This is a genomic window from Mycobacterium sp. NGS64 (genome assembly GCF_059812245.1).
This window is the reverse complement of the sequence record NZ_JCALCI010000001.1, coordinates 907,507-931,727: the sequence shown is the minus strand read 5'-3', so window position 1 is coordinate 931,727 and position 24,221 is coordinate 907,507. Positions and strand designations below refer to the sequence as shown.

The 24,221-nt window shown below is 68.3% G+C and carries 23 protein-coding genes, 2 tRNA genes and 1 pseudogene; 8 read left to right on the top strand and 18 right to left on the bottom strand.

What is annotated here, in order from left to right:
• Positions 1 to 132: 132 nt before the first annotated feature.
• Positions 133 to 729 carry a 3-isopropylmalate dehydratase small subunit gene (leuD, locus tag AC5Y4S_RS04645; protein ID WP_068102057.1) on the bottom strand — a complete coding sequence of 199 codons (597 nt, stop codon included), beginning with the start codon at positions 727 to 729 and terminating at the stop codon, positions 133 to 135.
• A gap of 17 nt (positions 730 to 746) precedes the next feature.
• Positions 747 to 2,183 (bottom strand): 3-isopropylmalate dehydratase large subunit, encoded by a 1,437-nt coding sequence (gene leuC, locus AC5Y4S_RS04640; protein WP_500030327.1) that lies wholly within the window; start codon positions 2,181 to 2,183, stop codon positions 747 to 749.
• A gap of 65 nt (positions 2,184 to 2,248) precedes the next feature.
• Here leuC and AC5Y4S_RS04635 point away from each other — a divergent pair, with 65 nt between their 5' ends.
• Positions 2,249 to 2,950, top strand: a complete 702-nt coding sequence (locus AC5Y4S_RS04635) for an IclR family transcriptional regulator (RefSeq protein WP_500030322.1) — start codon at positions 2,249 to 2,251, stop codon at positions 2,948 to 2,950.
• 113 nt (positions 2,951 to 3,063) lie between these two features.
• A complete protein-coding gene (locus AC5Y4S_RS04630; protein WP_500030317.1) occupies positions 3,064 to 3,576 on the top strand; it encodes a pyridoxamine 5'-phosphate oxidase family protein in 513 nt (170 codons plus the stop codon).
• Between the two features lie 7 nt (positions 3,577 to 3,583).
• Here the strand turns inward: AC5Y4S_RS04630 and AC5Y4S_RS04625 are convergent.
• The 4 genes from AC5Y4S_RS04625 to AC5Y4S_RS04610 form a co-directional block, all read right to left on the bottom strand.
• A tRNA-Glu gene (locus AC5Y4S_RS04625) sits at positions 3,584 to 3,656 on the bottom strand.
• A 72-nt stretch (positions 3,657 to 3,728) separates the two neighbouring features.
• A tRNA-Gln gene (locus tag AC5Y4S_RS04620) sits at positions 3,729 to 3,800 on the bottom strand.
• A gap of 103 nt (positions 3,801 to 3,903) precedes the next feature.
• Positions 3,904 to 5,358, bottom strand: coding sequence for a glutamate--tRNA ligase (gene gltX / locus AC5Y4S_RS04615; protein WP_500030315.1), 1,455 nt, complete (start codon positions 5,356 to 5,358; stop codon positions 3,904 to 3,906).
• Positions 5,355 to 6,155, bottom strand: a complete 801-nt coding sequence (locus AC5Y4S_RS04610) for a fumarylacetoacetate hydrolase family protein (RefSeq protein WP_500030308.1) — start codon at positions 6,153 to 6,155, stop codon at positions 5,355 to 5,357. Before AC5Y4S_RS04610 ends, gltX begins: the two co-directional genes overlap by 4 nt.
• Before the next feature lie 69 nt (positions 6,156 to 6,224).
• Between AC5Y4S_RS04610 and AC5Y4S_RS04605 the strand changes: the two are divergent.
• Positions 6,225 to 7,289: pseudogene (locus tag AC5Y4S_RS04605) on the top strand (MFS transporter); the annotation flags it as partial.
• Between the two features lie 133 nt (positions 7,290 to 7,422).
• Here the strand turns inward: AC5Y4S_RS04605 and AC5Y4S_RS04600 are convergent.
• Together AC5Y4S_RS04600 and serA are read right to left on the bottom strand one after the other, a co-directional pair.
• Positions 7,423 to 8,433 (bottom strand): 3-isopropylmalate dehydrogenase, encoded by a 1,011-nt coding sequence (locus AC5Y4S_RS04600; protein WP_500030302.1) that lies wholly within the window; start codon positions 8,431 to 8,433, stop codon positions 7,423 to 7,425.
• A complete protein-coding gene (gene serA, locus AC5Y4S_RS04595; RefSeq protein ID WP_500030297.1) occupies positions 8,430 to 10,016 on the bottom strand; it encodes a phosphoglycerate dehydrogenase in 1,587 nt (528 codons plus the stop codon). The genes AC5Y4S_RS04600 and serA overlap by 4 nt, the downstream gene beginning before the upstream one ends.
• A 29-nt stretch (positions 10,017 to 10,045) precedes the next feature.
• Between serA and AC5Y4S_RS04590 the strand changes: the two genes are divergently transcribed.
• The gene (locus AC5Y4S_RS04590; protein ID WP_500030295.1) at positions 10,046 to 11,491 is read left to right on the top strand and encodes a phytoene desaturase family protein; all 1,446 of its coding nucleotides are present in this window, start codon (positions 10,046 to 10,048) and stop codon (positions 11,489 to 11,491) included.
• Here the strand turns inward: AC5Y4S_RS04590 and AC5Y4S_RS04585 are convergent.
• A complete protein-coding gene (locus AC5Y4S_RS04585) occupies positions 11,469 to 12,122 on the bottom strand; it encodes a TMEM175 family protein (protein ID WP_500030293.1) in 654 nt (217 codons plus the stop codon). The genes AC5Y4S_RS04590 and AC5Y4S_RS04585 overlap by 23 nt on opposite strands.
• A 122-nt stretch (positions 12,123 to 12,244) precedes the next feature.
• Between AC5Y4S_RS04585 and wrbA the strand changes: the two genes are divergently transcribed.
• Entirely contained in the window at positions 12,245 to 12,844 is a 600-nt protein-coding gene (gene wrbA / locus AC5Y4S_RS04580; RefSeq protein ID WP_500030290.1) for an NAD(P)H:quinone oxidoreductase, read from the top strand.
• A gap of 69 nt (positions 12,845 to 12,913) precedes the next feature.
• Here the strand turns inward: wrbA and AC5Y4S_RS04575 are convergent, their stop codons facing one another.
• Positions 12,914 to 13,417, bottom strand: a complete 504-nt coding sequence (locus AC5Y4S_RS04575; RefSeq protein ID WP_500030286.1) for a GlxA family transcriptional regulator — start codon at positions 13,415 to 13,417, stop codon at positions 12,914 to 12,916.
• 76 nt (positions 13,418 to 13,493) lie between these two features.
• Positions 13,494 to 13,865 carry a DJ-1/PfpI family protein gene (locus AC5Y4S_RS04570; protein ID WP_500030282.1) on the bottom strand — a complete coding sequence of 124 codons (372 nt, stop codon included), beginning with the start codon at positions 13,863 to 13,865 and terminating at the stop codon, positions 13,494 to 13,496.
• A 93-nt stretch (positions 13,866 to 13,958) separates the two neighbouring features.
• Between AC5Y4S_RS04570 and AC5Y4S_RS04565 the strand changes: the two genes are divergently transcribed.
• The gene (locus AC5Y4S_RS04565; RefSeq protein WP_500030279.1) at positions 13,959 to 14,387 is read left to right on the top strand and encodes a nitroreductase/quinone reductase family protein; all 429 of its coding nucleotides are present in this window, start codon (positions 13,959 to 13,961) and stop codon (positions 14,385 to 14,387) included.
• A gap of 140 nt (positions 14,388 to 14,527) precedes the next feature.
• Here AC5Y4S_RS04565 and ilvC read toward each other — a convergent pair whose 3' ends face one another.
• From ilvC to AC5Y4S_RS04550, 3 genes are read right to left on the bottom strand one after another with little or no spacing between them, the layout of a single operon-like run.
• Positions 14,528 to 15,529, bottom strand: a complete 1,002-nt coding sequence (ilvC, locus tag AC5Y4S_RS04560; RefSeq protein WP_500032152.1) for a ketol-acid reductoisomerase — start codon at positions 15,527 to 15,529, stop codon at positions 14,528 to 14,530.
• Positions 15,530 to 15,563: 34 nt separating this feature from the next.
• Entirely contained in the window at positions 15,564 to 16,064 is a 501-nt protein-coding gene (gene ilvN, locus AC5Y4S_RS04555) for an acetolactate synthase small subunit (protein ID WP_068127253.1), read from the bottom strand.
• Positions 16,064 to 17,932: an acetolactate synthase large subunit gene (locus AC5Y4S_RS04550; protein WP_500030272.1), complete on the bottom strand. Its 1,869-nt coding sequence runs from the start codon at positions 17,930 to 17,932 to the stop codon at positions 16,064 to 16,066. Before AC5Y4S_RS04550 ends, ilvN begins: the two co-directional genes overlap by 1 nt.
• A 387-nt stretch (positions 17,933 to 18,319) precedes the next feature.
• Here AC5Y4S_RS04550 and AC5Y4S_RS04545 point away from each other — a divergent pair, with 387 nt between their 5' ends.
• Positions 18,320 to 18,658 carry a PH domain-containing protein gene (locus AC5Y4S_RS04545; RefSeq protein ID WP_500032150.1) on the top strand — a complete coding sequence of 113 codons (339 nt, stop codon included), beginning with the start codon at positions 18,320 to 18,322 and terminating at the stop codon, positions 18,656 to 18,658.
• Positions 18,659 to 18,661: 3 nt separating this feature from the next.
• On the opposite strand, the gene AC5Y4S_RS04540 is transcribed toward AC5Y4S_RS04545, so the two are convergent.
• On the bottom strand, positions 18,662 to 19,522 hold the full coding sequence (locus tag AC5Y4S_RS04540; RefSeq protein ID WP_500030268.1) for a DoxX family protein: 861 nt from the start codon (positions 19,520 to 19,522) through the stop codon (positions 18,662 to 18,664).
• 219 nt (positions 19,523 to 19,741) lie between these two features.
• On the opposite strand from AC5Y4S_RS04540, the gene AC5Y4S_RS04535 reads away from it, so the two are divergent.
• Positions 19,742 to 20,863, top strand: coding sequence for a PQQ-dependent sugar dehydrogenase (locus AC5Y4S_RS04535; protein ID WP_068102085.1), 1,122 nt, complete (start codon positions 19,742 to 19,744; stop codon positions 20,861 to 20,863).
• On the opposite strand, the gene AC5Y4S_RS04530 is transcribed toward AC5Y4S_RS04535, so the two are convergent.
• Genes AC5Y4S_RS04530 through AC5Y4S_RS04520 form a run of 3 tightly spaced genes read right to left on the bottom strand, consistent with a single transcriptional unit; the run spans position 20,860 to position 24,107 of the window.
• Positions 20,860 to 21,414, bottom strand: coding sequence for a flavin reductase family protein (locus AC5Y4S_RS04530; RefSeq protein ID WP_500030266.1), 555 nt, complete (start codon positions 21,412 to 21,414; stop codon positions 20,860 to 20,862). The genes AC5Y4S_RS04535 and AC5Y4S_RS04530 overlap by 4 nt on opposite strands.
• A gap of 18 nt (positions 21,415 to 21,432) precedes the next feature.
• Positions 21,433 to 22,944, bottom strand: a complete 1,512-nt coding sequence (gene gatB / locus AC5Y4S_RS04525) for an Asp-tRNA(Asn)/Glu-tRNA(Gln) amidotransferase subunit GatB (protein ID WP_500030263.1) — start codon at positions 22,942 to 22,944, stop codon at positions 21,433 to 21,435.
• A gap of 14 nt (positions 22,945 to 22,958) precedes the next feature.
• Positions 22,959 to 24,107, bottom strand: a complete 1,149-nt coding sequence (locus AC5Y4S_RS04520; protein WP_500030260.1) for a MinD/ParA family ATP-binding protein — start codon at positions 24,105 to 24,107, stop codon at positions 22,959 to 22,961.
• Between the last annotated feature and the right edge of the window lie 114 nt (positions 24,108 to 24,221).

Here is a 24,221-nt window from a genome sequence, read left to right as displayed (position 1 = left end):
CCACGCGCAATTTCAGGACGGAACGAACGAATTTTTCGCAATCCGGTTGCCGCCCTTGACCGGTGGCGCGGGGCCAAAATAAGACGGGCTACCTAAACGGTCGGAGGTGAAATCACCGTCCCGATCGACCCTTCAGGAGGCGGGCAGAGTGCGCGGTTTCCACTCCGGGCGCGCCGACTCGAATGCCTCGATCTGGTCGAGTTTCCGCAGCGTAAGGCCTATATCGTCGAGACCCTCGAGCAATCGCCACGCGGTGTGGTCGTCAATCTTGAACGGCAGCACCGTCGTTCCGGCGGTGATATTTCGATCTTGAAGATTGGCAGTGATTTCCAAGCCCGGGCTGCCCTCGATGAGCTTCCAAAGCAGTTCCACGCCGTCCTGAGAAACTTCCGCCGCCAACAGGCCCGCCTTGCCGGCGTTGCCCCGGAAAATGTCACCAAACCGAGACGAGATGACCACCCGGAACCCGTAGTCCATCAGCGCCCACACCGCGTGCTCGCGCGACGAGCCGGTGCCGAAATCGGGTCCGGCCACCAGAACCGAGCCGCGGTCAAAGGGGCTGAGATTGAGCACGAATGAGGGATCCGAGCGCCACGTGGCGAACAACCCGTCCTCGAAACCGGTTCGGGTTACCCGCTTCAAGAACACCGCCGGAATGATCTGGTCGGTGTCGACATTGGACCGCCGCAGCGGCACTCCGATGCCGGTGTGGGTGCGAAAGGCTTCCATTTCGTCCTCGATTCAAATCAGTTGGAGTTCAAGTCGGCCGGCGAGGACAGCGTGCCCCGCACCGCGGTGGCCGCGGCGACGGCCGGCGATACCAGGTGGGTGCGGCCCCCTTTGCCCTGCCGCCCTTCGAAGTTGCGGTTGGACGTGGCGGCGCACCGCTCGCCCGGCGACAGCTGATCGGGGTTCATGCCCAGGCACATCGAGCATCCCGCCTGGCGCCACTCGGCGCCCGCGGCGGTGAAAACTTCGCCCAGCCCTTCGGCTTCGGCCTGCGCGCGCACCCGCATCGAGCCCGGCACGACGAGCATCCGCACCCCCGGGGCGACCTTGCGCCCCCGCAACACGTCGGCCACCACGCGCAGGTCTTCGATACGACCATTGGTACAAGAGCCGACGAACACGGCGTCCACGCCGATCTCGCGCATCGGCATGCCCGGTCGAAGGTCCATGTACGCCAAGGCTTTCTCGGCGGCCTGCCGCTCGCCGTCGTCGGCCATCAGTTCGGGGTCGGGCACCGCCGCCCCCAGCGGCACCCCCTGGCCGGGGTTGGTTCCCCACGTGACGAACGGGCTCAACGAGGCCGCGTCGAGGTAAACCTCGGTGTCGAAGACGGCGCCGGGGTCGGTGCGCAACTGCCGCCAGTACTGCACCGCGGCGTCCCACTGCGCGCCGGTCGGGGCGTGCGGGCGGCCGCGCAAGAATTCGTACGTGGTCTCGTCGGGCGCCACCATGCCCGCCCGGGCGCCGGCTTCGATGCTCATGTTGCAGACCGTCATCCGGCCTTCCATCGACAGCGATTCGATGGCGCTGCCCCGGTATTCGATGACGTGACCCTGCCCACCGCCGGTGCCGATCTTCGCGATCAGCGCGAGGATGATGTCCTTGGCGGTCACGCCGGCGGGCAACTGCCCGTCGACGTTGACCGCCATCGTCTTGAACGGCCGCAGCGGCAGCGTCTGGGTGGCCAGCACGTGCTCCACCTCCGAGGTGCCAATCCCCATGGCCAGCGCGCCAAATGCGCCGTGCGTGGACGTGTGACTATCGCCACAGACGATCGTCATCCCCGGCTGCGTGAGCCCCAATTGCGGACCGACGACGTGCACGATGCCCTGTTCGATGTCGCCCATCGGATAGAGCCGGACGCCGAATTCCGCGCAGTTGCGCCGCAACGTCTCGACCTGGGTGCGCGACACCGGATCGGCGATCGGCTTGTCGATGTCGATCGTCGGCACGTTGTGGTCCTCGGTGGCCAGCGTCAGGTCGGGGCGCCGCACCGGCCGCCCGGCCAGGCGCAGGCCGTCGAACGCCTGCGGGCTGGTGACCTCGTGCACCAGATGCAGGTCGATGTAGATCAAGTCAGGGGCCCCCGCTTGTTCGGCGCCGCCGCCGGACGCCACAACGTGGTCGTCCCAAATCTTTTCGGCCAGGGTGCGCGGCTTGGCTTCGGATCCCATATCGAATTCGCCCCTATCCGGTCTTTCGGCTGTCATCTCAGAATGCGAGACGTTAGTATCTCCTTGTGAGACAGCATAGCGGCATCGGCGTCCTCGACAAAGCGGTGGGCGTGCTGCATACGGTCGCGGAATCCCCGTGCGGGCTGGCCGAACTGTGCGAGCGGACCGGGTTGCCCCGGGCCACCGCCTATCGGCTGGCGGCCGCGCTGGAAGTTCATCGGCTGTTGGCGCGCGACGACGAAGGGCGTTGGCGACTCGGTCCGGCCGTCACCGAATTGGCCGGCCGCGTCAACGATCCGCTGCTGGCCGCGAGCGCGGCGGTGCTGCCCGGCCTGCGCGAGACCACCGGCGAGAGCGTGCAGTTGTATCGCCGCGAGGGCACGTCGCGGGTGTGCGTGGCCGCCCTGGAACCGGCTGCGGGTCTTCGCGATACGGTTCCGGTCGGGGCGCGCCTGCCGATGACGGCGGGCTCGGGGGCCAAAGTCCTACTCGCCTACGCCGACGCCACCGTCCAGAAGGCCGTGCTGCCGACCGCGAAGTTCACCGACCGGGCCCTGGCCGAAGTGCGCCGGCGCGGTTGGGCGCAAAGCGTCGCCGAGCGCGAGCCCGGGGTGGCGAGCGTGTCGGCGCCGGTGCGTGACGGCCGCGGTGTCGTCATCGCCGCGATATCGGTGTCGGGGCCCGTCGATCGCATCGGGCGCCGGCCCGGGGCCCGCTGGGCCGCCGATCTGCTGTCCGCCGCCGAGGCGCTCACCCGCCGGCTCTAGTCCCGCGGCGCGTGTGCATCCAGGGCGCCAACGTTGCACATTCCCCGCCCTCAGCGCACACCGAAAGCCACCACCGCACACTCACCCGCAACCCGCCTGACAAACTGACGGCCATGGGAACCAATCAGCGCGCGAGCATCGTCATGTCGGAGGACGAGATCGCCGATTTCGTCGTCACGAGCCGCACCGGAACACTCGCCACCGTCGGGCCCGACGGCCAGCCGCACCTGACCGCCATGTGGTACGCCGTCGTCGACGGCGAGGTCTGGCTCGAGACCAAGGCCAAGTCGCAGAAGGCGGTGAACCTCACCCGCGATCCACGGGTGAGCTTTCTGATCGAGGACGGCGACACCTACGACACGCTGCGCGGGGTGTCGTTCGAGGGCGTCGCGGAGATCGTCGACGATCCCGACGTTGCGCACCGGGTGGGCGTCAGCGTGTTCGAGCGCTACACCGGCCCCTACACCGACGAGATGAAACCCTTCGTCGAGCAGATGATGAACAAGCGGGTGTGCGTGCGCATCGTGGCCCGCCGCGCGCGCTCGTGGGATCACCGCAAGCTCGGATTGCCACCCATGCCGGTAGGCGGGTCGACCGCCCCGGCCGTGCTGGGGACCGGCCAGTAATTATGTGTAGCCCCGATGGGATTCGAACCCACGCTACCGCCGTGAGAGGGCGGCGTCCTAGGCCGCTAGACGACGGGGCCTGAACCGATCCGAGCTGCCAGCATAGCTCACCCGAGAAGGGCGACCTAATCGCAAGCCGTGCCGCGATCTTGCTGGGGTACCAGGACTCGAACCTAGAATGGCTGAACCAGAATCAGCTGTGTTGCCAATTACACCATACCCCATTGGCTGCCTAAAACCGCTGGTCACAACGGTCCTGCGGTGTCCCGCGCCGTCGTGGCCGGCCGTCGTCGGCCTTTGTAAACCGCTGTGCAGACTACCAAAAACTCAGACCGCCCCGTCGCGCGCGCCCCGCAACCGCGCCATGCTGCGCTCGCGGCCCAGTAGTTCGAGTGATTCGAACAGCGGCGGGCTGATCGTTGTTCCCGTCGCGGCGACGCGGATCGGGCCGAACGCCTTGCGCGGTTTGAGCGCCAGGCCGTCGATGAGCGCGGCCTTGAGCGCGGCCTCGATGCGCTCGGTAGTCCAGTCGGTCACGCGGTCCAGCGCCGTCAGCGCGGCGTCCAAAACCGCGGCGCCGTCCGGGCCGAGCTCCTTGGCGGCGGCCTTCTCCTCGATCGCGTACTCGTCGTCGTTGAGGAACTTCAGCAGGTCCCACGCGTCGCTCAGGACGACGATGCGCGTCTGCACCAGCTCGGCGGCCTCGGCGAATCCGGCGTCATCCAGCCCGGTGTCGTGGCCGTGCGCGTCGAAGTAGTCGCGCAGCCTGGCGGTGAAGTCGGCGACGTCGAGCATCCGGATGTGCTCGGCGTTGAGCGCGTCGGCCTTCTTCTGGTCGAACCGGGCCGGATTGGAGTTGACGTCGACGACGTCGAAGGCGGCCACCATTTCGTCCAGGCTGAACAGGTCGTGGTCGTCGGCGATCGCCCAGCCCAGCAGCGCAAGGTAATTCAGCAGGCCCTCGGGGATGAAGCCCCGGTCGCGGTGCGCGAACAGGTTCGACTGCGGGTCGCGCTTGGACAGCTTCTTGGTTCCCTCGCCCAACACGATTGGCAGGTGCGCGAATTGCGGTGTGCGCTCGGCCACACCGATCCGCGTCAGCGCCCCATACAGCGCCAGCTGGCGCGGGGTGGACGACAGCAGGTCCTCGCCGCGCAGCACGTGGGTGATCTTCATCAGCGCGTCGTCGAGCGGGTTGACCAACGTATACAAGGGATCTCCGCTCGCGCGGGTCAGCGCGAAGTCGGGCACGCTGCCCGCCGCGAAGGTGGTGGTGCCGTGCACCAGGTCGTCCCACCCGATGTCTTCGTCGGGCATGCGCAGCCGTACCACCGGCTTACGGCCCTCGGCGAGGAACGCCGCGCGCTGCGAATCGGTCAGCTGCCGGTCGAAGTTGTCGTAGCCCAGCTTGGGGTTTCGGCCCGCGGCGATGTGCCGCGCCTCGACCTCCTCCGGCGTGGAGAAGGCGTAGTAGGCCTCGCCGGCCTCGAGCAGCTGCGCCACCACGTCGCGGTAGATCTCGCCGCGCTGCGACTGCCGGTACGGCCCGTAGGGCCCGCCCACCTCCGGCCCCTCGTCCCAGTCGAGGCCGAGCCAGCGCAGCGCGTCGAGCAGCGCCAGGTAGCTTTCCTCGGTGTCGCGCGCCGCGTCGGTGTCCTCGATGCGAAAGACGAAGGTGCCGCCGGTGTGTCGCGCGTAGGCCCAGTTGAACAGCGCGGTGCGCACCATCCCGACGTGCGGGGTGCCGGTGGGCGAGGGGCAGAACCGGACTCGAACTGTCACGACTTTCCTTTTCGGACAACGGGATTGGTGAGGGTGCCGATTCCCTCGACGCTGATGGAGACCGTGTCGCCGTCCTCGATGGGCCCGACGCCGGCCGGCGTGCCGGTGAGGATGAGATCGCCGGGCAGCAGCGTCATCACGGCCGAGATCCATTCCACGATGGCGCCCACGTCGTGGATCATCAGCGAGGTGCGGCTGTGTTGCTTCACCTCGCCGTTGACCTCGGTGCGCAGTTCGAGGTCCGCCGGGTCGACATCGGTGACGATCCATGGCCCGACGGGGCAGAAGCTGTCATGGCCCTTGGCGCGGGTCCATTGGCCGTCGGCCTTTTGTTGGTCGCGCGCCGACACGTCATTGGCGATGGTGTAGCCAAGGATGTTCTCGGCTGCATGGGCGGCCGTCACGTCCTTGCAGGGCCGGCCGATGACGGCCGCCAGCTCGCCCTCGAAGTGCACCGGTGATGCGTTGGCGGGCAGTCGAATCGGCACGTTGGGCCCGATGATCGCGGTGTTGGGCTTGAGGAAAATGATCGGGTCCGCGGCCGCTGGGCCCGTCGCGAAGCTGCTCATCTCCGCGATGTGATCGGCGTAATTCTTGCCGATGCAGACCACCTTGCCGGCCAGCATCGGCGCCAGCAGCCGGACGTCGGCCAACGGCCACGATCGTCCGGTGAAGGTCGGGGTGCCGAACGGGTGCTCGGCGATCTCCTGGGCGGTCAGTGCGGCGGGATCGTCGAGTTCGCCCTCGATGCTGACGAAGGCGACACCGTCCGGGCTGGCGATTCGACCGAGGCGCATTCGCAGAAGCCTAGTGATGGCCGCGAGCGGCTCCCACAACCGGTGCCGGCCGTGTGTAAGCATGGACTGATGCCCAAGGGGCACCCTGGCGCTGTCGGCGCCGGCAAGCGATGGTCGATCATGATCGTCTCGCTGTTCGTGACGACCAGCTCCTTCCTATTCATCAACGGCGTCGCCTTCCTGATCCCGTCGCTGGAAGCCACGCGTGGCACCCCGCTGGCCGAGGCCGGCCTGCTTGCGTCGATGCCGAGCTGGGGCATGGTGGTCACGCTCATCGCGTGGGGCTATGTGCTGGACCGCGTCGGCGAGCGGCTGGTGCTGACGCTGGGCTCGGGTCTCACCGCGGCCGCCGCCTACGCCGCGGCGTCGGTGCACTCGATGGTGTGGGTCGCCGTCTATCTGTTCCTGGGCGGCATGGCCGCCGCGAGTTGCAACACCGCCGGCGGCAGGCTGGTGTCCGCGTGGTTCCCCCCGCAGCAGCGCGGCCTCGCGATGGGCATCCGGCAGACCGCGCAGCCGCTGGGCATCGCGGCGGGCGCGCTGGTCATGCCCGAACTGGCGGAGCGCGGCGTGCATGCCGGGCTGATGTTTCCGGCGCTGATGTGCACGGCGTCGGCGCTGGCGAGCGTGGTCGGCATCGTCGACCCGGTGCGCAAGCCCCGGGAGACGGCGACCAAGGCGGAGCTGGCCAGCCCGTACCGCGGGTCGTCGGTGCTGTGGCGAATCCACGCCGTCGCGGGCCTGCTGATGATGCCGCAAACGGTCACCGTCACGTTCATGCTGGTCTGGCTGATGAACCACCACCACTGGTCGGTCGCCGCCGCCGGCGGGCTGGTCACCCTGTCGCAGCTGCTCGGCGCGGTCGGCCGCATTGCGGTGGGCCGCTGGTCGGATCGCATCGGCTCACGCATGCAACCGGTCGCCGTCATCGCGGCCGTCGCCGCGTTGACCCTGTTTCTGTTGGCACTTTCCGACCAGCTCGACTCGCGGTTCGACATCCCACTGATGGTCGCCATCTCGGTGTTCGCCGTGCTCGACAACGGCCTGGAGGCGACCGCCATCACCGAGTTCGCCGGGCCGTTTTGGAGCGGGCGCGCCCTGGGCATCCAGAACACCACCCAGCGCGTGATGGCGGCCGTCGGTCCCCCGCTGTTCGGTGTGCTGATCGGCGCGGCGAGATACCCGTCGGCGTGGCTGCTCTGCGGGTTGTTCCCGCTGGCGGCGGTGCCCTTGGTGCCGATTCGGCTGCTGCCGCCCGGCCTGGAAACTAGAGCGCGGCTGCGATCCGTTCGCCGACTTCGGTGGTGGCGCGCGGTTCGCTCCCACGAGTTGCCAGATAGGTCTCGACGGCCCCATCCACCCGGGCGGCCGCAGCGTCCTCGCCCAGATGGGAAAGCAGCAGCGCCACCGACATGATCGCCGCGGTCGGGTCCGCGATGCCCTGACCGGCGATGTCGGGGGCGCTGCCGTGCACCGGCTCGAACATCGACGGATTGGCCCGGGTGGCGTCGATATTTCCGCTGGCGGCCAAGCCGATTCCGCCGCACACCGCCGCGGACAGGTCGGTGATGATGTCGCCGAACAGGTTGTCGGTGACGATCACGTCGAACCGCCCGGGGTCGGTGACCATGAAGATGGTGGCGGCGTCGACATGTTGGTAGGCGACCTCGACGTCGGGATATTCCGCGCCGACCTCGGCGACGACCCGCGTCCACAGCTTCCCCGCGAACGTCAGCACGTTGTTCTTGTGCACCAGCGTCAGGTGGTTGCGGCGCAGCCGGGCCTTCTCGAACGCGTAGCGCACCACGCGGCGCACGCCGAACGCGGTGTTGACGCTGACCTCGGTGGCGACTTCGTTGGGCGTCCCGGCGCGGACCGCGCCGCCGTTGCCGGTGTAGGGGCCCTCGGTGCCCTCGCGCACCACCACGAAGTCGATCTCGGGGTTTCCCGCGAGCGGACTGCTCACCCCCTTGTACAGCCGGCCCGGTCGCAGGTTGACGTGGTGGTCGAGCTCAAAGCGCAGGCGCAGCAACAGACCTCGCTCCAGGACGCCGCTGGGCACCGACGGGTCGCCGACCGCCCCGAGCAGGATGGCGTCGTGCTGGCGCAACTCGGCGAGCACCGAGTCCGGCAGCAGCTCGCCGGTGGCGTGGAAACGACGGGCGCCCAAGTCGTAGCTGGTCTTTTCGACGTTCGGCACGACGGCGTCGAGGACTTTGACGGCCTCGGCGACCACCTCCGGCCCGATCCCGTCGCCACCGATCACAGCGAGTTTCACGATAGGTCAACCACTTCCAGCTTGTTGGCGCCGACGGCCGCCGAGATCGCCGACCGGACGTCCTTGGGCACGTCCTGGTCCAGCCGCAGCAGGACCGTCGCGCTGGGCCCCTCGGCGTCCTCGGACAGCTGCGCCGCCTGGATGTTCACGCCGGCAGAGCCCAGCAGCGTACCGATCTTGCCCAACGCCCCGGGTTGGTCGGCGTAGTTGATCACCAGGTTGGTGCCCTGGGCCCGCAGGTCGAAGTTGCGGCCGTTGATCTGGACGATCTTCTCCACCAGCTGCGGCCCGGACAGCGTGCCCGCGACGTTCACGCACGAGCCGTCGTGGGCGACGGCCCGCACGTCGACGACGCTGCGGTGGTTGGGGCTTTCGGATGCGGTGGTGATCTCGGCGGAGACGCCCCGCTCGGCGGCCAGCGCCGGCGCGTTGACGAACGTCACCGGTTCGTCGATGACCGCCGAGAACAGCCCGCGCAGCGCCGAAAGCTTAAGCACCTCAACATCTTCCGAGGCGAGCTCGCCGCGCACCTGCACCGACAACGACACCGGAACCTCGCCGGACAGTGCGGCCGCCAGCACCCCGAGCTTGCGTACCAGGTCCAGCCAGGGCGACACCTCCTCGCTGACCACGCCGCCGCCGACGTTGACGGCGTCGGGAACGAACTCCCCCGCCAGCGCCAACCGCACGCTTTCGGCGACGTCGGTGCCGGCCCGGTCCTGCGCCTCGGCGGTGGAGGCCCCCAGATGCGGCGTCACCACCACCTGCGGCAGCTCGAAAAGCGGGCTGTCCGTGCACGGTTCGGTGGCGAACACGTCGAGGCCGGCGGCGCGGACGTGCCCGCTGTTGATCGCGTCGGCCAGCGCCGCCTCGTCGACCAGGCCGCCGCGCGCGGCGTTGACGATGATGACGCCGGGCTTGGTCTTCGCCAGCGCCTCCTTGTCGATCAGGCCCGCCGTCTCCGGTGTCTTCGGCAGGTGCACCGAGATGAAGTCGGCGCGGGCCAGCAGGTCGTCCAGGGACAGCAGCTCGATGCCGAGCTGCGCGGCGCGGGCCGGCGCCAGGTACGGGTCGTAGGCGACGACGTGGGTGCCGAAGGCCGCGATCCGTTGCGCGAACAGCTGGCCGATGCGGCCCAGCCCGACGACGCCGACGGTCTTGCCGAAGATTTCGGTGCCGGAGAACTTCGACCGCTTCCAGGTGTGCTCCCGCAGCGTAGCGTCGGCCGCCGCGATCTGGCGGGCCGCGGCCAGCAGCAGCGCCATCGCGTGCTCGGCGGCGCTGTGGATGTTCGACGTGGGGGCGTTCACCACCAGCACCCCGCGCGCGGTCGCGGCGTCGACGTCGACGTTGTCCAGGCCGACCCCGGCGCGGGCCACGATCTTCAGCTTGGGGGCGGCCGCCAGCACCTCGGCGTCGACGGTGGTGGCCGACCGCACCAGCAGCGCGTCCGCCTCGGGGACGGCGGCCAGCAGCTTGGGCCGGTCCGGGCCATCCACCCAACGCACCTCGACCTGGTCCCCCAGCGCGGCGACGGTTGATTCGGCGAGTTTGTCGGCAATAAGTACAACAGGCAGATTCACCCGGACAGCCTATCGGCTGTAATTGACGGGTGGACGTCACCGTCGTCGGCAGCGGACCCAACGGGCTCACCACGGCCGTCATCTGCGCCCGTGCGGGGCTGAAAGTCCAGGTCATCGAGGCCCAACCGACCTTCGGCGGCGGCGCGCGCACCGCGCCCGACCCAGATTCTCCGGGAGTCTTACACGACGTGTGCTCGGCGGTTCACCCGCTGGCGCTGGCGTCGCCGTTTTTCGCGGCGTTCGACCTGCCCGCGCGCGGCGTGCAACTGGCGGTCCCGGAGATTTCCTACGCCAACCCGCTGCCGGGCCGCCCGGCCGTCATCGCCTACCGGGATCTCGAGCGCACCTGCGCGGAACTGGAGGACGGCGCGTCGTGGCGGCGCCTGCTCGGCCCGCTGGTCGAGCATTCCGGCGCCGTCGTGGGGTTGCTGCTCGGCGACAAACGATCGGTGCCGGGGTCGCTGCCGTCTGCGGTGCAACTCGGCGTTCGGATGTTGGCGCAGGGCACGCCCGCCTGGGGGTCGCTGCTCGGCTTCCTATCCGGAGAGGACGCACGTGCCCTGTTCACCGGCGTTGCCGCGCATGTGATTTCGCGGATGCCGTCGTTGACGGCCGCCGGGGCCGGGTTGATGCTGGCCACCCTCGCGCATTCGGTCGGGTGGCCGATCCCGGTGGGGGGCAGCCAGGCGATCACCGACGCGCTGATCGCCGACCTGCGCGCGCACGGCGGCGAGCTCACGGCCGGCACCGAGGTCACGCGGGCGCCCGGCGGGGTCGTCGCGTTCGACACCGCGCCGACGGCGCTGCTGCGCATCTACGGGGACGCGCTTCCCGAGCGCTATGCGAAGGCGTTGCGCCGCTACACCTTTGGCCCCGGCGTCACCAAGGTCGACTTCGTGCTCAGCGAGGACATCCCCTGGGCCGACGCGCGGCTGGGGCGGGCGCCGACGCTTCACCTGGGCGGCACCCGCGAGCAGATGGCGCGGGCCGAGGCCGACATCGCCGCCGGGCGTCACGCGCAGTGGCCGATGGTGCTGGCCGCGTCGCCGCACATCGCGGACCCCGGCCGCATCGACATCGTGGGCCGCCGCCCGTTCTGGACCTACGCCCACGTGTCGTCGGGTTCCACCGTCGACGCGACCGAGGCCGTCACCGAGATCGTCGAGCGGTTCGCGCCCGGCTTCCGCGACATCGTGGTGGCGGCCCGCGCCGTGCCTGCCGCCCGGATGGCCGACCACAACGCCAACTACGTCGGCGGCGACATCGGGATGGGCGGAAATTCCGCCTGGCGCGCGATCGCCGGTCCCACACCGCGGCTAAACCCTTGGAGCACACCGATTCCCAAGGTGTACCTGTGCTCGGCGGCCACCCCGCCCGGCGGCGGCGTGCATGGCATGTCCGGCTATTACGCCGCGCGCACCTTGTTGCGCCGCGAGTTTGGCCTGGGCCTGCCTAACCTGGCCCCTGGGATTTGATTCGTCCGGTTGTGAGCGCATAGAAAATCGGCATGACGGCGAAAACGACCAGTGCTGCCGCCGGGAGCCACAACGCCCCGATCAGACCTGCAGTCACATAAGCCGCGATCCCCGCCACCGCACGGATCCGATTGGCCGCGAAGGCTCGCTGGTCGATTCCGGCTTCGACGAGCGCGCCACGACGGCGGTGAACCTGATCATAAAGAAGTAGCCAACTAGCGCACATTGCGGTAGCTATGCCCGCGTACAGCGCCACCGCGGTCCGCGCGTCCGCGCTGTCGACCCCGGTGATCAACGCCCGGGAGAGCACCGCGGTGGGAAACGGAATCAAAGCAGTGGTGAACAGCAGCGCGAGGTTCGCCAAATTCACGCCCATGTCCACACGCTGGATCGCAACGAATGCTTGATGGTGATTGAGCCAGATCACCCCGACGAAGGTGAAGGACGCGAAGTAGCCAAGGTACGCGGGCCACTGTCGGGCGAGGCCGTCGAGCAGTTCGCCCGGAGCATGTTCGGGCTCCTTCAGATCCAGCACGAGCAAGGTGACGACGATCGCGAACACACCGTCGCTGAAGGCCTCGACACGTCCGGTGTCGTTCAGCCCCATCGGGTTACCGGACCCGTCGGCCATGACGCCCCCATCTGGTTGGTCGGAAGGTGCAGTGCGCCCAGACGCGAATCAACTCCCGATCATCCAACTTAAACCGGCTGCCCTTGGGTTTCCAGCAAGTTGGGCGTGCCTAAGCTGACACCGTGACCAAACTCGCGATCATCTACTACTCGGCCACCGGTCACGGCACCGCGATGGCCAAACGCGTCGCCGCGGCGGCCGAGTCGGCGGGCGCCGAGGTGCGCCTGCGGCACGTCGCCGAGACCCACGACCCGGAATCGTTCGCGCACAACCCGGCGTGGACCGCGAATTACCAAGCGACCAAGGACCTTCCGGCCGCCACCGGCGACGACATCGTCTGGGCCGACGCGGTGATCTTCGGCTCGCCGACCCGGTTCGGTTCGCCCGCCGCGCAATTGCGCGCCTTCCTGGACTCGCTGGGCGGGCTGTGGGCCGAAGGCAAGCTTGCCGACAAGGTCTACGCCGCTTTCACGTCGTCCAACACGCTGCACGGCGGCCAGGAGACCACGCTCGTCGCGCTCTACTACACGCTGATGCATTTCGGGGGCATCATCGTGCCGCCGGGTTACACCGATCCGGTCAAGTTCGTCGACGGCAACCCGTACGGGGTGAGCCTGGTGTCCACCCACGACAACATCAACGAATTCGACGAGCCCACGAATAACGCCCTGGACCACCTGGCCCGCCGGGTGGTCGCCGTCGCCGACCGGCTGGGTTCCTGAGCGGCGCCCCGCGCCGAGCGTAAAACTGTTGCGAGAATCGGCCAAGAGACGCCCTCTCGCTGATCACATTCACCCGGTTGTCAGGCGGGAGAAGGTGGCCCGGTACAAGCTGGGAGGCACACCCAGCCGGCGGACCATGTGCTTGCGCAGCGAATCCGCGGTCCCCAGGCCGGATCGCGCGGCCACCTGACCGACCGGCAGCGCCGTCGACTCGAGCAGCTCGCGCGCCCGATCGATTCGTTGGTAAAGCAGCCATTGCAGCGGGCTCTGCCCCGTTTCGGCCTTGAAGCGCCGGCTTAGGTTGCGCACGCTCATGCCGGCGTGGTCGGCAACGTCCTCCAGCGACAGTGGCCGGTCCAACTGTCGGAGAGCCCATGCGCGGGTTCGTGCCAACGAGTCACGGGCACCGTCGGCTACAGCCGTCTCGACAAATTGCGCTTGCCCGCCCGGTCGGATCGGGGCCACCACGGCGCGCCGCGCAACCGCATTGGCGACGCGCGCGCCGAAATCACGACGAATGAGGTGAAGGCACAGATCGATTCCCGCCGCCAGGCCGGCGGAGGTCAGGATCATGCCATCATCGACGTAGAGGACGTCAGCCCGAAGTTGTACCCGCGGATACCGACGTCGGAACTCGTCGGAATAGGGCCTAATACGTGGTGGCGGTTCTCCCATCGAGCAGGCCAGCCTCCGCGAGCACGAACGCGCCCGTGCAGATCGAAGCGATGCGCTTGTCGCGCGTGGCGGCGCGGCGCAGCGCGTCGAGCACGCGGCCGTCCACCCGTTCGCGGTTGCCCGTTCCGGTGACAATCACCGTGTCAGCGGAACGGATGGCCTCCAATCCGTGATCCACGCTCACACCCAGGCTGCCCGTCGTTGCGACCAGGCCGGGTTCGGCCGTGCACATGGTGACCTTGTAAGCGGATCGGTTGTCGACCTCCGCATTGCCCAAGATCAAGTCGGGAATCGACAAATCAAAGGGCGTCACGGGCGGGACAGCGATTACCGCAACTCGATGCATGGCCAGAATCTCCTGATACCTGTCGTTTAGGACACTACCCAAAAGCCATTGCAAGCGTCAGTGTTCAAGAGCCCGCCCAATGAGACGCCCGTGATGACAAGGAGAACTGCGATGCCCACGCTTCGGGACCGGCTGATCAATCGATCCCAGAGATGGTTTTTCAACCCGCTCATGCGACGGGTTCCGACCATGAGCTTGTTGGAGACCACGGGACGGAACACGGGTCGACCCCGTCGGACACCGGTCGGGGGCCGAATGGTGAACGGCCAATTCTGGATGGTGTCGGAGTTCGGCGAACGCTCTCAGTATGTGCGCAACATCAAGGCGAATCCGCAAGTCCGGGTGCGTGTTCGGGGCCGGTGGTACTCCGGCACCGCCGTCCTGATGTACGACGACGATGCCAAAGCCCGGCTGCGCACGTTGCCACGTGTCAACAGCATGGCCGTCGCCGCGGTCGGTGCCCAGTTTCTCACCGTGCGAGTCGACGTCGCGGGACTAGACCGCAACCCTCGCGACACTTAACCTACGTACACGACACGCCAAAACGGCCGCAGCCGTTTACGTTTCGGCGAAGCCACACAGAACGCTTGACCACCTGGGCCGCCGGGTGGTGGCCGTCGCTGGCGGCGGGGCGCTCGAGCGGCGCCCCGCGCCGCCAGAAGTTACGCCGTCTCGGTGATCGGGCGGTCGACCCAGCTCATCAGGTCGCGCAGCTTCTTGCCGGTGACCTCGATGGGGTGCTCGGCGTTCTCCTTGCGCAGCTGCTCGAGTTGCTTGTTGCCGCCCTCGACGTTGGCGACCAGCTTCTTGACGAACTCGCCATTCTGGATGTCGCGCAGGATATCCCGCATCCGGTCCCGGGTACCGGCGTCGATGACGCGCGGGCCGGACAGGTAGCCGCCGAACTCCGCGGTGTCGGACACCGAGTAGTTCATCCGGGCGATGCCGCCCTCGTACATCAGGTCGACGATCAGCTTGAGCTCGTGCAGCACCTCGAAGTACGCCATCTCCGGTGGGTAGCCCGCCTCGACCATCACGTCGAAACCGGCCTTCACCAATTCCTCTGTGCCACCGCACAACACGGCCTGCTCACCGAACAGGTCGGTCTCGGTCTCGTCCTTGAAGGTCGTCTTGATGACGCCGGCCCGGGTGCCGCCGATGGCCTTGGCGTACGACAGGGCCAGCGCCTCGCCCTGGCCGGTCGGGTCCTGGTCGACGGCGATCAGGCAGGGCACGCCCTTGCCGTCGACGAACTGGCGCCGCACCAGGTGGCCGGGCCCCTTGGGGGCGACCATCGCGACGGTGACGTCGGCGGGCGGCTTGATCAAGTCGAAGTGGATGTTGAGCCCGTGCCCGAAAAACAAAGCGTCCCCGGCCTTCAGGTTCGGCTCGATGTCGTTCTTGAAGATGTCGGCCTGCGCGGTGTCGGGGGCCAGCAGCATGATGACGTCGGCCCACTTGGCGACCTCGGCGGGGGTGTCGACGTCCAGGCCCTGCTCTTCAACCTTGGCCCGGGACTTCGAACCCTCCTTGAGCCCGACGCGCACCTGCACGCCCGAGTCGCGCAGGCTCAGCGAGTGCGCGTGCCCCTGGCTGCCGTACCCGATGACGCCGACCTTGCGGCCCTGGACGATCGTGAGGTCTGCGTCGTCGTCGTAGAACATCTCTAATGCCACGGTGAACTTTCTCCTTGTTTTGCTATTTGGCCGTGCCGATACCGCGCGGACCGCGGGATAGCGACACCATTCCGGATTGGGCGATTTCGCGGATCCCGAAGGGCTCCAGCACGCGCAGGAACGCCTCGATCTTGCCGCGGTCACCGGTGGCCTCGATGGTCAGCGATTCCGGTGACACGTCAATCACCTTGGCGCGGAACAGGTTCACCGCCTCGATGACCTGGCTACGGGTGCCGGCGTCGGCCCGCACCTTGATCAGCGACAACTCCCGGGACACCGAGTTGTCGTCGTCCTGCTCGATGATCTTGATCACGTTGATCAGCTTGTTGAGCTGCTTGGTGATCTGCTCGAGCGGGGTCTCCTCGGCGGAGACCACGATGGTCATCCGCGACATGTCCTTCTGCTCGGTCGCGCCGACGGCCAGCGACTCGATGTTGAAGCCGCGCCGCGAGAACAGCGCCGCCACGCGGGCGAGCACACCGGGCTTGTCCTCCACCAACACCGACAGCGTGTGCGTGTTCATCAGGCGTGCCCTTCGCTTTCGTCGTCGAACAACGGGCGGATGCCGCGGGCGGCCTGGATCTCGTCGTTGCTGGTGCCGGCGGCGACCATCGGCCACACCTGCGCGTCGGCGCCGACGATGAAGTCGATCACCACCGGGCGGTCGTTGATCGCCCTCGCCTGGTTGATCACGTCGACGACGTCTTCCTCACGCTCGCAACGCAATCCGACGCAGCCCAGCGCCTCGGCCAGCTTCACGAAGTCCGGGATCCGGTGTGAGTGCGTGGCCAGGTCGGTCTGCGAGTAGCGCTCCTGGTAGAACAGCGTCTGCCATTGGCGCACCATGCCGAGGTTGCCGTTGTTGATCAGCGCCACCTTGATCGGCGCGCCCTCGATGGCGCAGGTGGCCAGCTCCTGGTTGGTCATCTGGAAGCAGCCGTCGCCGTCGATCGCCCAGACCTCGGCGTCCGGGCGGGCGATCTTGGCGCCCATGGCCGCCGGGATGGCGAAGCCCATCGTGCCCAGCCCGCCGGAATTGAGCCAGGTGCGCGGGTTTTCATACGAGATGAACTGCGCGGCCCACATCTGGTGCTGGCCGACGCCGGCGACGTACACCGCGTCCGGGCCGGCGATCTCGCCCAGCTTCTCGATCACGTACTCCGGGCTCAGGCTGCCGTCACTCTGCGGGCCGTAGCTCAGCGGGTAGGTGGACTGGACGCTGTGCAGATACGCCCACCAATCCGTCATCTCGATGTGACCCGGGACGTCATGGTGCTGCAGCATCGCGATGAGGTCGGTGATGACGGCCTTCACGTCGCCGACGATCGGCACGTCGGCGTGCCGGTTCTTGCCGATCTCGGCGGGGTCGATGTCGGCGTGGATGACCTTGGCCTCGGGGGCGAAGGAGTCCAGCTTGCCGGTCACCCGGTCGTCGAACCGGGTGCCCAGCGCGATCAGCAGGTCGCTGCGTTGTAGCGCCGCCACCGCGGCCACGGTGCCGTGCATGCCGGGCATGCCCAGGTTCTGCGGATGGCTGTCGGGGAAGGCGCCGCGCGCCATCAGGGTGGTGACCAGCGGGATGCCGGTCAGCTCGGCCAGCTCGCGCAGTTGCTCGGTCGCCTCGCCGCGGATGACCCCGCCGCCCACGTACAGCACCGGTTTGCGCGCGGCCGCGATCAGCTTGGCGGCCTCCCGGACCTGCCGGTTGTGCGGCTTGGTGTTCGGCTTGTAGCCGGGCAGGTCCATCCGTGGGGGCCAGCTGAACGTGCACTGTCCCTGCAGCACGTCCTTGGGGATGTCGACGAGCACCGCGCCCGGACGTCCCGAGCGGGCGATGTGGAAGGCCTCGGCCAGCACCCGGGGGATCTCGTCGCCGGAGCGGACCAGGAAGTTGTGCTTGGTGATCGGCATCGTGATGCCCGAGATGTCGGCCTCCTGGAAGGCGTCGGTGCCGATCAATCCACGCCCGACCTGCCCGGTGATGGCGACGACGGGGATCGAGTCCATCTGGGCGTCGGCCAGCGGGGTGACCAGGTTGGTGGCGCCGGGACCCGAGGTCGCCATCATGACGCCGACCTTGCCGGTGGCGTGCGCGTAGCCGCTGGCGGCGTGGCCGGCGCCCTGCTCGTGCCGAACCAGCACGTGGCGCAGCTTTTTCGAGTCGAACAGCGGGTCGTAGACCGGCAGCACGGCGCCGCCGGGTATCCCGAAGATGACCTCGACGTCGAGCTCCTCCAGCGACCGGATCACCGACTGGGCACCGGTAAGTTGTTCCGGGCCAACGCGTTTCGGCTGAGCGGCCGGGGTCTTTGCGGTGGGTTTCACGGCGTCCGTGGCGACGCTGGCCGGATCCTGCGCCTGCGTGGCGGGTGGCCTGGTGGGAGCGCTCACTGTCTTTGGGTCCTATTCACTCTTCGAAGTTTCGTTGCTGCGCAAGAAAAAACCCCCGACAGCTCATCGGCTGAACGAGGGTTGCGCGTTGGTGCTGGATCGCTTCAAATGCTGAAGACCTAGTCAGCCACCAACGCGCTGACTAATTACTACGAGCATCCCCGGCTTTCCGGCGGTATCCATAGCGTCCGACGGTAGCCTTCGCACAGCTCAACAGTCAAATCCGGGTCGGGTGTGCAGCCACGGCTTTCCGCGTGCGCCCAGGGCGGCGACACGCCGGGGACCGTCGCCGCCGGTTCACACTCGGCAGCGGGCGGCCGGAAAAGCGGTCGGTGAAATGATGTTCCAGTGGCTACCGAATCCCCCGTGGTGATCAAGGTGTCGCCGATGGCGCACTTCGCCGTCGGGTTCTTCACCCTCGGCTTGCTGATACCGGTGCTGGCGTGGCCGGTATCCGCGCCGCTGTTGCTCATCCCGGTGGTGTTGTCCGCGTTGATCATCCGGCTGCGCACGGTTGCCGACGAGCGGGGCCTGACCGTTCGGACCCTGCTGACGAGCAGGACGGTGCGCTGGGAAGAGATCGAGGGGCTGCGCTTCCACCGCGGTTCCTGGGCGCGCGCCCGCCTGAAAAGCGGTGCGGAGCTGCGCCTGCCCGCGGTTACCTTCGCCACGCTGCCGCAGCTGACCGAGGTCAGCGCGGGAAGGGTGCCCAACCCCTACCGATGAGGGTCAGCCGATCGGGTTGACCCCGTTGAGCGTGACCCAGACCGCGACGCCGGCGGCGATGCCGGCCAGCAGGGCGACGAACGACCCGATGAAGGGGCGGTGGGCCCAACCCCGGCCGGCGTCCAGGCCGTAGCGGCCCGGTCCGCACAGGATCACCGCAACGGCCAGGACGATCAGGGTGATCTGGTATTCGTGCCCCTGCGGCAGGAAGTAGGCGAAGGCGTGCGAGCGCGCGCCGCCCGACACGGTGGCCAGCAGTTCGTTGATCAGGAACGCCAGCGCGCCCGCCGCGGCCACCGGGGTGAACAGGCCCAAGATCAGCAGCACCGCCGCGACGATCTCGCCGCCCGCGCTGGCGTAGGCGAGGATGTCGGCGTGGTGGTAGCCGACGTCGGACAGCGAATTCTTCAGGCCGGTCAGCCCGCCGCCGCCCCACCAGCCGAACAGCTTCTGCAGCCCGTGGGCCCCTAACACCACGCCAAGCCCGACCCGCAGCACCAGCAAACCCAGGTTCTGGGTGCCGCGCTTGCCGATCTCGCGGTGACGCTCGTCGTCGTCCTTGCCCCCGTCGATCTGGGCCGGCTCGGTCGCGGAGATCGGCATCGGCTGCGCCGTCGACGCCGGCTGCACGTACGGCAGGGGCTCCTGCTGGTCGAGGAGGTGGTAGCCGCCGGCCCCGGGGGCACCCGCCGCGGCGGGGTCGACGTAGGGGATGACGGTGGTGTTTCCGAAGTCGCCCGGGTACCCGACCGGCGTCAGGTCATCCTCGGGGTCGACCAAGCGCGCCGAGGCCGGGCGCCCCGCGATCGGCTCCGAGGATTCGCCGGGACGGCTCCAATGTGCGTCATTCGATTGACTGGTCACGGGTGTCAGGGTAAGGGCAAACGCGCCTGAATCGGGGATTTGAGCGGCGCTTTCGCCGGTTAGTCCGCCAAAACGCCCCGGATTGGCCCCAAATCGCCTTTTCCACCCCTCCACGGGGCCGAAAAAGCGGGAAATCGGCGCCCCACCGGCGCACCTTCCGTCGCCGGACCCGGGCAGGCCTGTGGCGGCGGGGCCCGCCCAGTCCGTAGCCTGTCGATCATGCGGATACGGGGCTCGGTTCGCGGCGGTCTGGCCGCGCTGTCCGCGGTGGTGCTGGTCGCGAGCGGGTGCGCGCGGTTCAACGACGCCCAATCCCAGCCCTTCACGACCGCCCCCGAACTCAAGCCCCAGCCCAGCTCGACGCCTCCCCCGCCGCCGCCGCTGCCGCCGACGCCCTTCCCGAAGGTGTGCCCGGCGCCGGGGGTCATGCAGGGCTGCCTGGAGAGCACCAGTGGCTTGATCATGGGCCCCGACAGCAAAACCGCGCTGGTCGCCGAGCGCACCACCGGCGCCGTCAAGGACATCTCGGTCAACGCCGAGCCGAAGGTGAAGGTGGTCATTCCCGTCGACCCGTCCGGTGACGGCGGGCTGATGGACATCGTGCTGTCGCCCACCTATCAGCAGGACCGCCTGATGTACGCCTACATCAGCACGCCCACCGACAACCGGGTCATCCGCGTGGCCGACGGCGACATCCCGAAGGACATCCTGACCGGGATCCCCAAGGGCGCCACCGGCAACACCGGCGCGTTGATCTTCACCAGCCCGACCACGCTCGTCGTGATGACCGGCGACGCGGGCAACCCGGCGATGGCCGCCGACCCCAAGTCGCTGGCCGGCAAGGTGCTGCGCATCGAGCAGCCGACCACCATCGGCCAGGCCCCGCCGACGACCGCGCTGTCCGGCGTGGGCTCCGGCGGCGGCATGTGCATCGACCCCGTCGACGGCTCGCTGTACGTCGCCGACCGCACCCCGACCGCCGACCGCCTGCAACGCATCACCAAAACCTCCGAGGTCTCCACCGTGTGGACGTGGCCGGACAAGCCCGGCGTCGCCGGCTGCGCGGCGATGGACGGGACCGTGCTGGTGAACCTGATCAACACCAAGCTGACGGTGGCGGTGCGGCTCGCGCCGAAGACCGGCGCGGTCACCGGCGAACCGGACGTCGTCCGCAAGGACACCCACGCGCACGCGTGGGCGCTACGGATGTCGCCGGACGGAAACGTCTGGGGCGCAACGGTTAACAAGACCGCTGGGGACGCCGAGAAGCTCGATGACGTGGTGTTCCCGCTGTTCCCGCAGGGCGGCGGCTTCCCGCGCAACAACGACGACAAGACCTAAACGGGCCCCTCCAGGGTGAACCTCAGGCCGTATTTGCGCGGCTCGGCGGCCGGTTTGTGCAGGACGAACCGCTCCGGCGCGACCTGGCCCGGTTCCAGCTCGTCGAGATCGGAAAGGTAGAGCACGTCGTCGTAGGAATCGGGAACCCATCCGGCGACGGGTTCCACGATGAAGGCGACGTGATCCCCGATATCGATCCAATGCGCGGTTCTCCCGACGAACCAGGCGATCGCCTCGTCGAGGATGGGCATCCCGTGCGGCCCGACGCGCCACGAGCAGCGACCGAATCTGTCGGCCTGGTCGTCGGTTTCGCCGTCGAACAGCTCCGCCAGGGCGACCTGGTGCTGCGCCAGCACGTGCACCACCAGGTGCTCGGATTGGCGGGCCGCGTCGGAGGTGGGGCTGCTGCGGGGAATCACGACCATGAAGCTCGGCGGCTGCACGCTGGTTTGGGTGGCGAAACTGATCAGGCAGCCCGACGGTTGAGTGTCAGCCTGGGTGGTCACGACGAACACCGGGCTGTCCAGCATGGCCATCAGGTCGTCGAACATTGGCGAGGCCCCTCGCGGTCAGCCCTGACCGCAGGCGGCCAGCACGAGCTCGCGGACCCGGGCCGGGTCGGCCTGTCCGCGAGTGGCCTTCATCACCGCGCCGACGATCGCGCCGGCCGCGGCCACCTTGCCGCCGCGAATCTTCTCGGCGACATCCGGATTGGCGGCCAGCGCCTCGTCGACGGCGGCCTGCGTCACCGAGTCGTCGCGCACCAGCGCCAGGCCGCGGGCGGTCATCACCTGCTCCGGTTCGCCCTCCCCGGCCAGCACGCCCTCGACGACCTGGCGGGCCAGCTTGTTGGACAGCTTGCCCTCGTCGACCAGCGCGATCACCGCGGCGACCTGCGCAGGCGTGATGGCCAACTCGTCCAATTCGATATTGGCCTCATTGGCCTTCTGCACCAGGAAGTTTCCCCACCAGGCGCGCGCCTGCTCGCTCGACGCGCCGTGCTTGACGGTCTCGGTGACCAGTTCGACCGCGCCGGCGTTGACCAGATCCCGCATGACCTCGTCCGAAACGCCCCACTCCTGCTGAATTCGCTTGCGGCTCAACCACGGTAGCTCGGGGATGGTCTGCCGCAGCTGCTCGACCAACTCCCGGCTGGGCGCGACCGGCTCGAGGTCGGGTTCCGGGAAGTAGCGGTAGTCCTCGGCGGTTTCCTTGGTGCGACCAGGGCTGGTGTACCCGGACTCGTGAAAGTGCCTGGTTTCCTGGGTGATTTGCCCGCCGGACACGAGGACGGCGGCCTGGCGCTGCATTTCGTACCGCACGGCAACCTCGACGCTGCGCAGCGAGTTGACGTTCTTCGTCTCGGTCCGGGTCCCGAACTCGGTCGCCCCCGTCGGTTTCAGCGACACGTTGGCGTCACAACGCATCGAACCCTGATCCATCCGCACGTCGGATACGCCCAAGGCACGCAACAGGTCTCGCAGCGCTGTGACGTAGGACCGGGCGATCTGCGGGGCCTGAGCGCCCGCCCCCACGATCGGCTTGGTGACGATTTCGATCAGCGGCACGCCGGCCCGGTTGTAGTCGATCAGCGACGTCGTCGCGCCGTGGATGCGACCGGTCTCGCTACCGATGTGGGTGAGCTTGCCGGTGTCTTCCTCCATGTGGGCGCGCTCGATCTCCACCCGCCAGGTGGAGCCGTCTTCCAGCGGCGCCTCCAGGTAGCCGTTGATCGCGATCGGCTCGTCGTACTGCGAAATCTGGTAGTTCTTGGGCATGTCCGGGTAGAAGTAGTTCTTCCGGGCGAAGCGACACCAGGGCACGATCTCGCAATTCAGCGCCAGCCCGATCCGGATCGCCGACTCCACCGCGGCCTGGTTGAGCACCGGCAGCGAACCGGGCAACCCGAGGCACACCGGGCACACCTGGGTGTTGGGTTCGGCGCCGAATGTGGTCGAGCAGCCGCAGAACATCTTCGTCGCGGTCGACAGCTCGACGTGCACCTCGAGGCCGAGCACGGGGTCGAAACGGGCGACGACCTCGTCGTAGTCCAGGAGCTCGGGACCGGCGGCAACACTCATGCCGTCGATCCTAACTAGGGCCCGGGCGGCCTTCGGCTTGCCCCGAGCCGGAGCCCTTGCTCCATGCCTGCGCCGGGAAACATGTCGGCCAACGCGGCGGCCGTCTCCAGGTAGCTGCGCCGGCTTTCCCTGCTCAGCCGATCCAGGCCGATCTCCTTGCCGTCATGCACGTGCCGATCGAACGGCAGCACGACGGTCGCGGCCACGCGGGCGGACAACGCGTCGAGCTCCTTGGCGGCGACGACGGCGACCTTGCCCGCCTCGACGTGGTTGATCGCCAGCACAGTCCGCGCCATCAAGCGCTGATATCCCTTGTTGCGCAACAGGTCCAGGGTTGTCCTGGTCTTGCGTATCGCATCGATGGAGGTGCTGGTGACCACCACCAGGGCGCACGACTCCGGCAGCACGGCGTCCATCACGGCCGAGTTGACCGCCTTGACACAGTCCACCAGCACCACCGAATAGTGCTTGCGCAGAATCGAAAAAGTCCTGACGACGTCGTGGCGCTCCAGCCGCCAATCGGTGCGCGCGTAGTCCGGCAGCCCGAGCACCTCCAGCCCGAAGCTGTTCATGTAGGTGTGCGCCCGCACATCCGAATAGTGGGTGGCCGCGCCGTCCCGCAACAGATCGGCCATGCTCAGCGGATTGCGGCGGCCGTGGCGCTCGGCCAAGTCGCCGGCGTCGATGTCCACGGCGATCACCTTGTCGTCGCGGACGGCGGCGAAGGTGGAGCCCAGTGCCTCGACGACGACGGTCTTGCCGACGCCACCCTTGAGGTTGAGCACCGCGATGGGGAAGGCGCCGCCCAGCGGAGCGCGGATGCGCTCCCGTAGCTCCTGCTCGTATGCCGAACCTTTGCCCCGGCCAAGGTCGATTCCGGTCAGGCGCCGGACCAGGTCTCGCCAGTCAAAACCGGCGGGGTCCTCGGTGTCCTGCGGCTCGAGGCTGTCGAGGGCCGTCCCGCCGATGGTCAGCTCCGGGCGCGACCGCGGCGGGACCCGACGCGCCGGTGGCGGCGCGGTGGGCGGGGGCTGTGGCGGCCGGGGCACCGTGGCAGACGTCCAGTTGGGGTCGTCGCGGCCGCGCGGCGGCGGCCGCTGACGGTCACGCGGGCCCGACCCCGGCTGGTGAACGGCTCCGCGAATCGAACCGCGGTTGCTCATAGGGATCGGTATAACCGCTTCGAGCTGGCAGAAAACCACGAAAATCCCGGCGAGCGGGCGTGAGTTGCCGGGTTCGGCGGCAAATTCAGCCGGCCGTCAATTCGGCGCCACCGG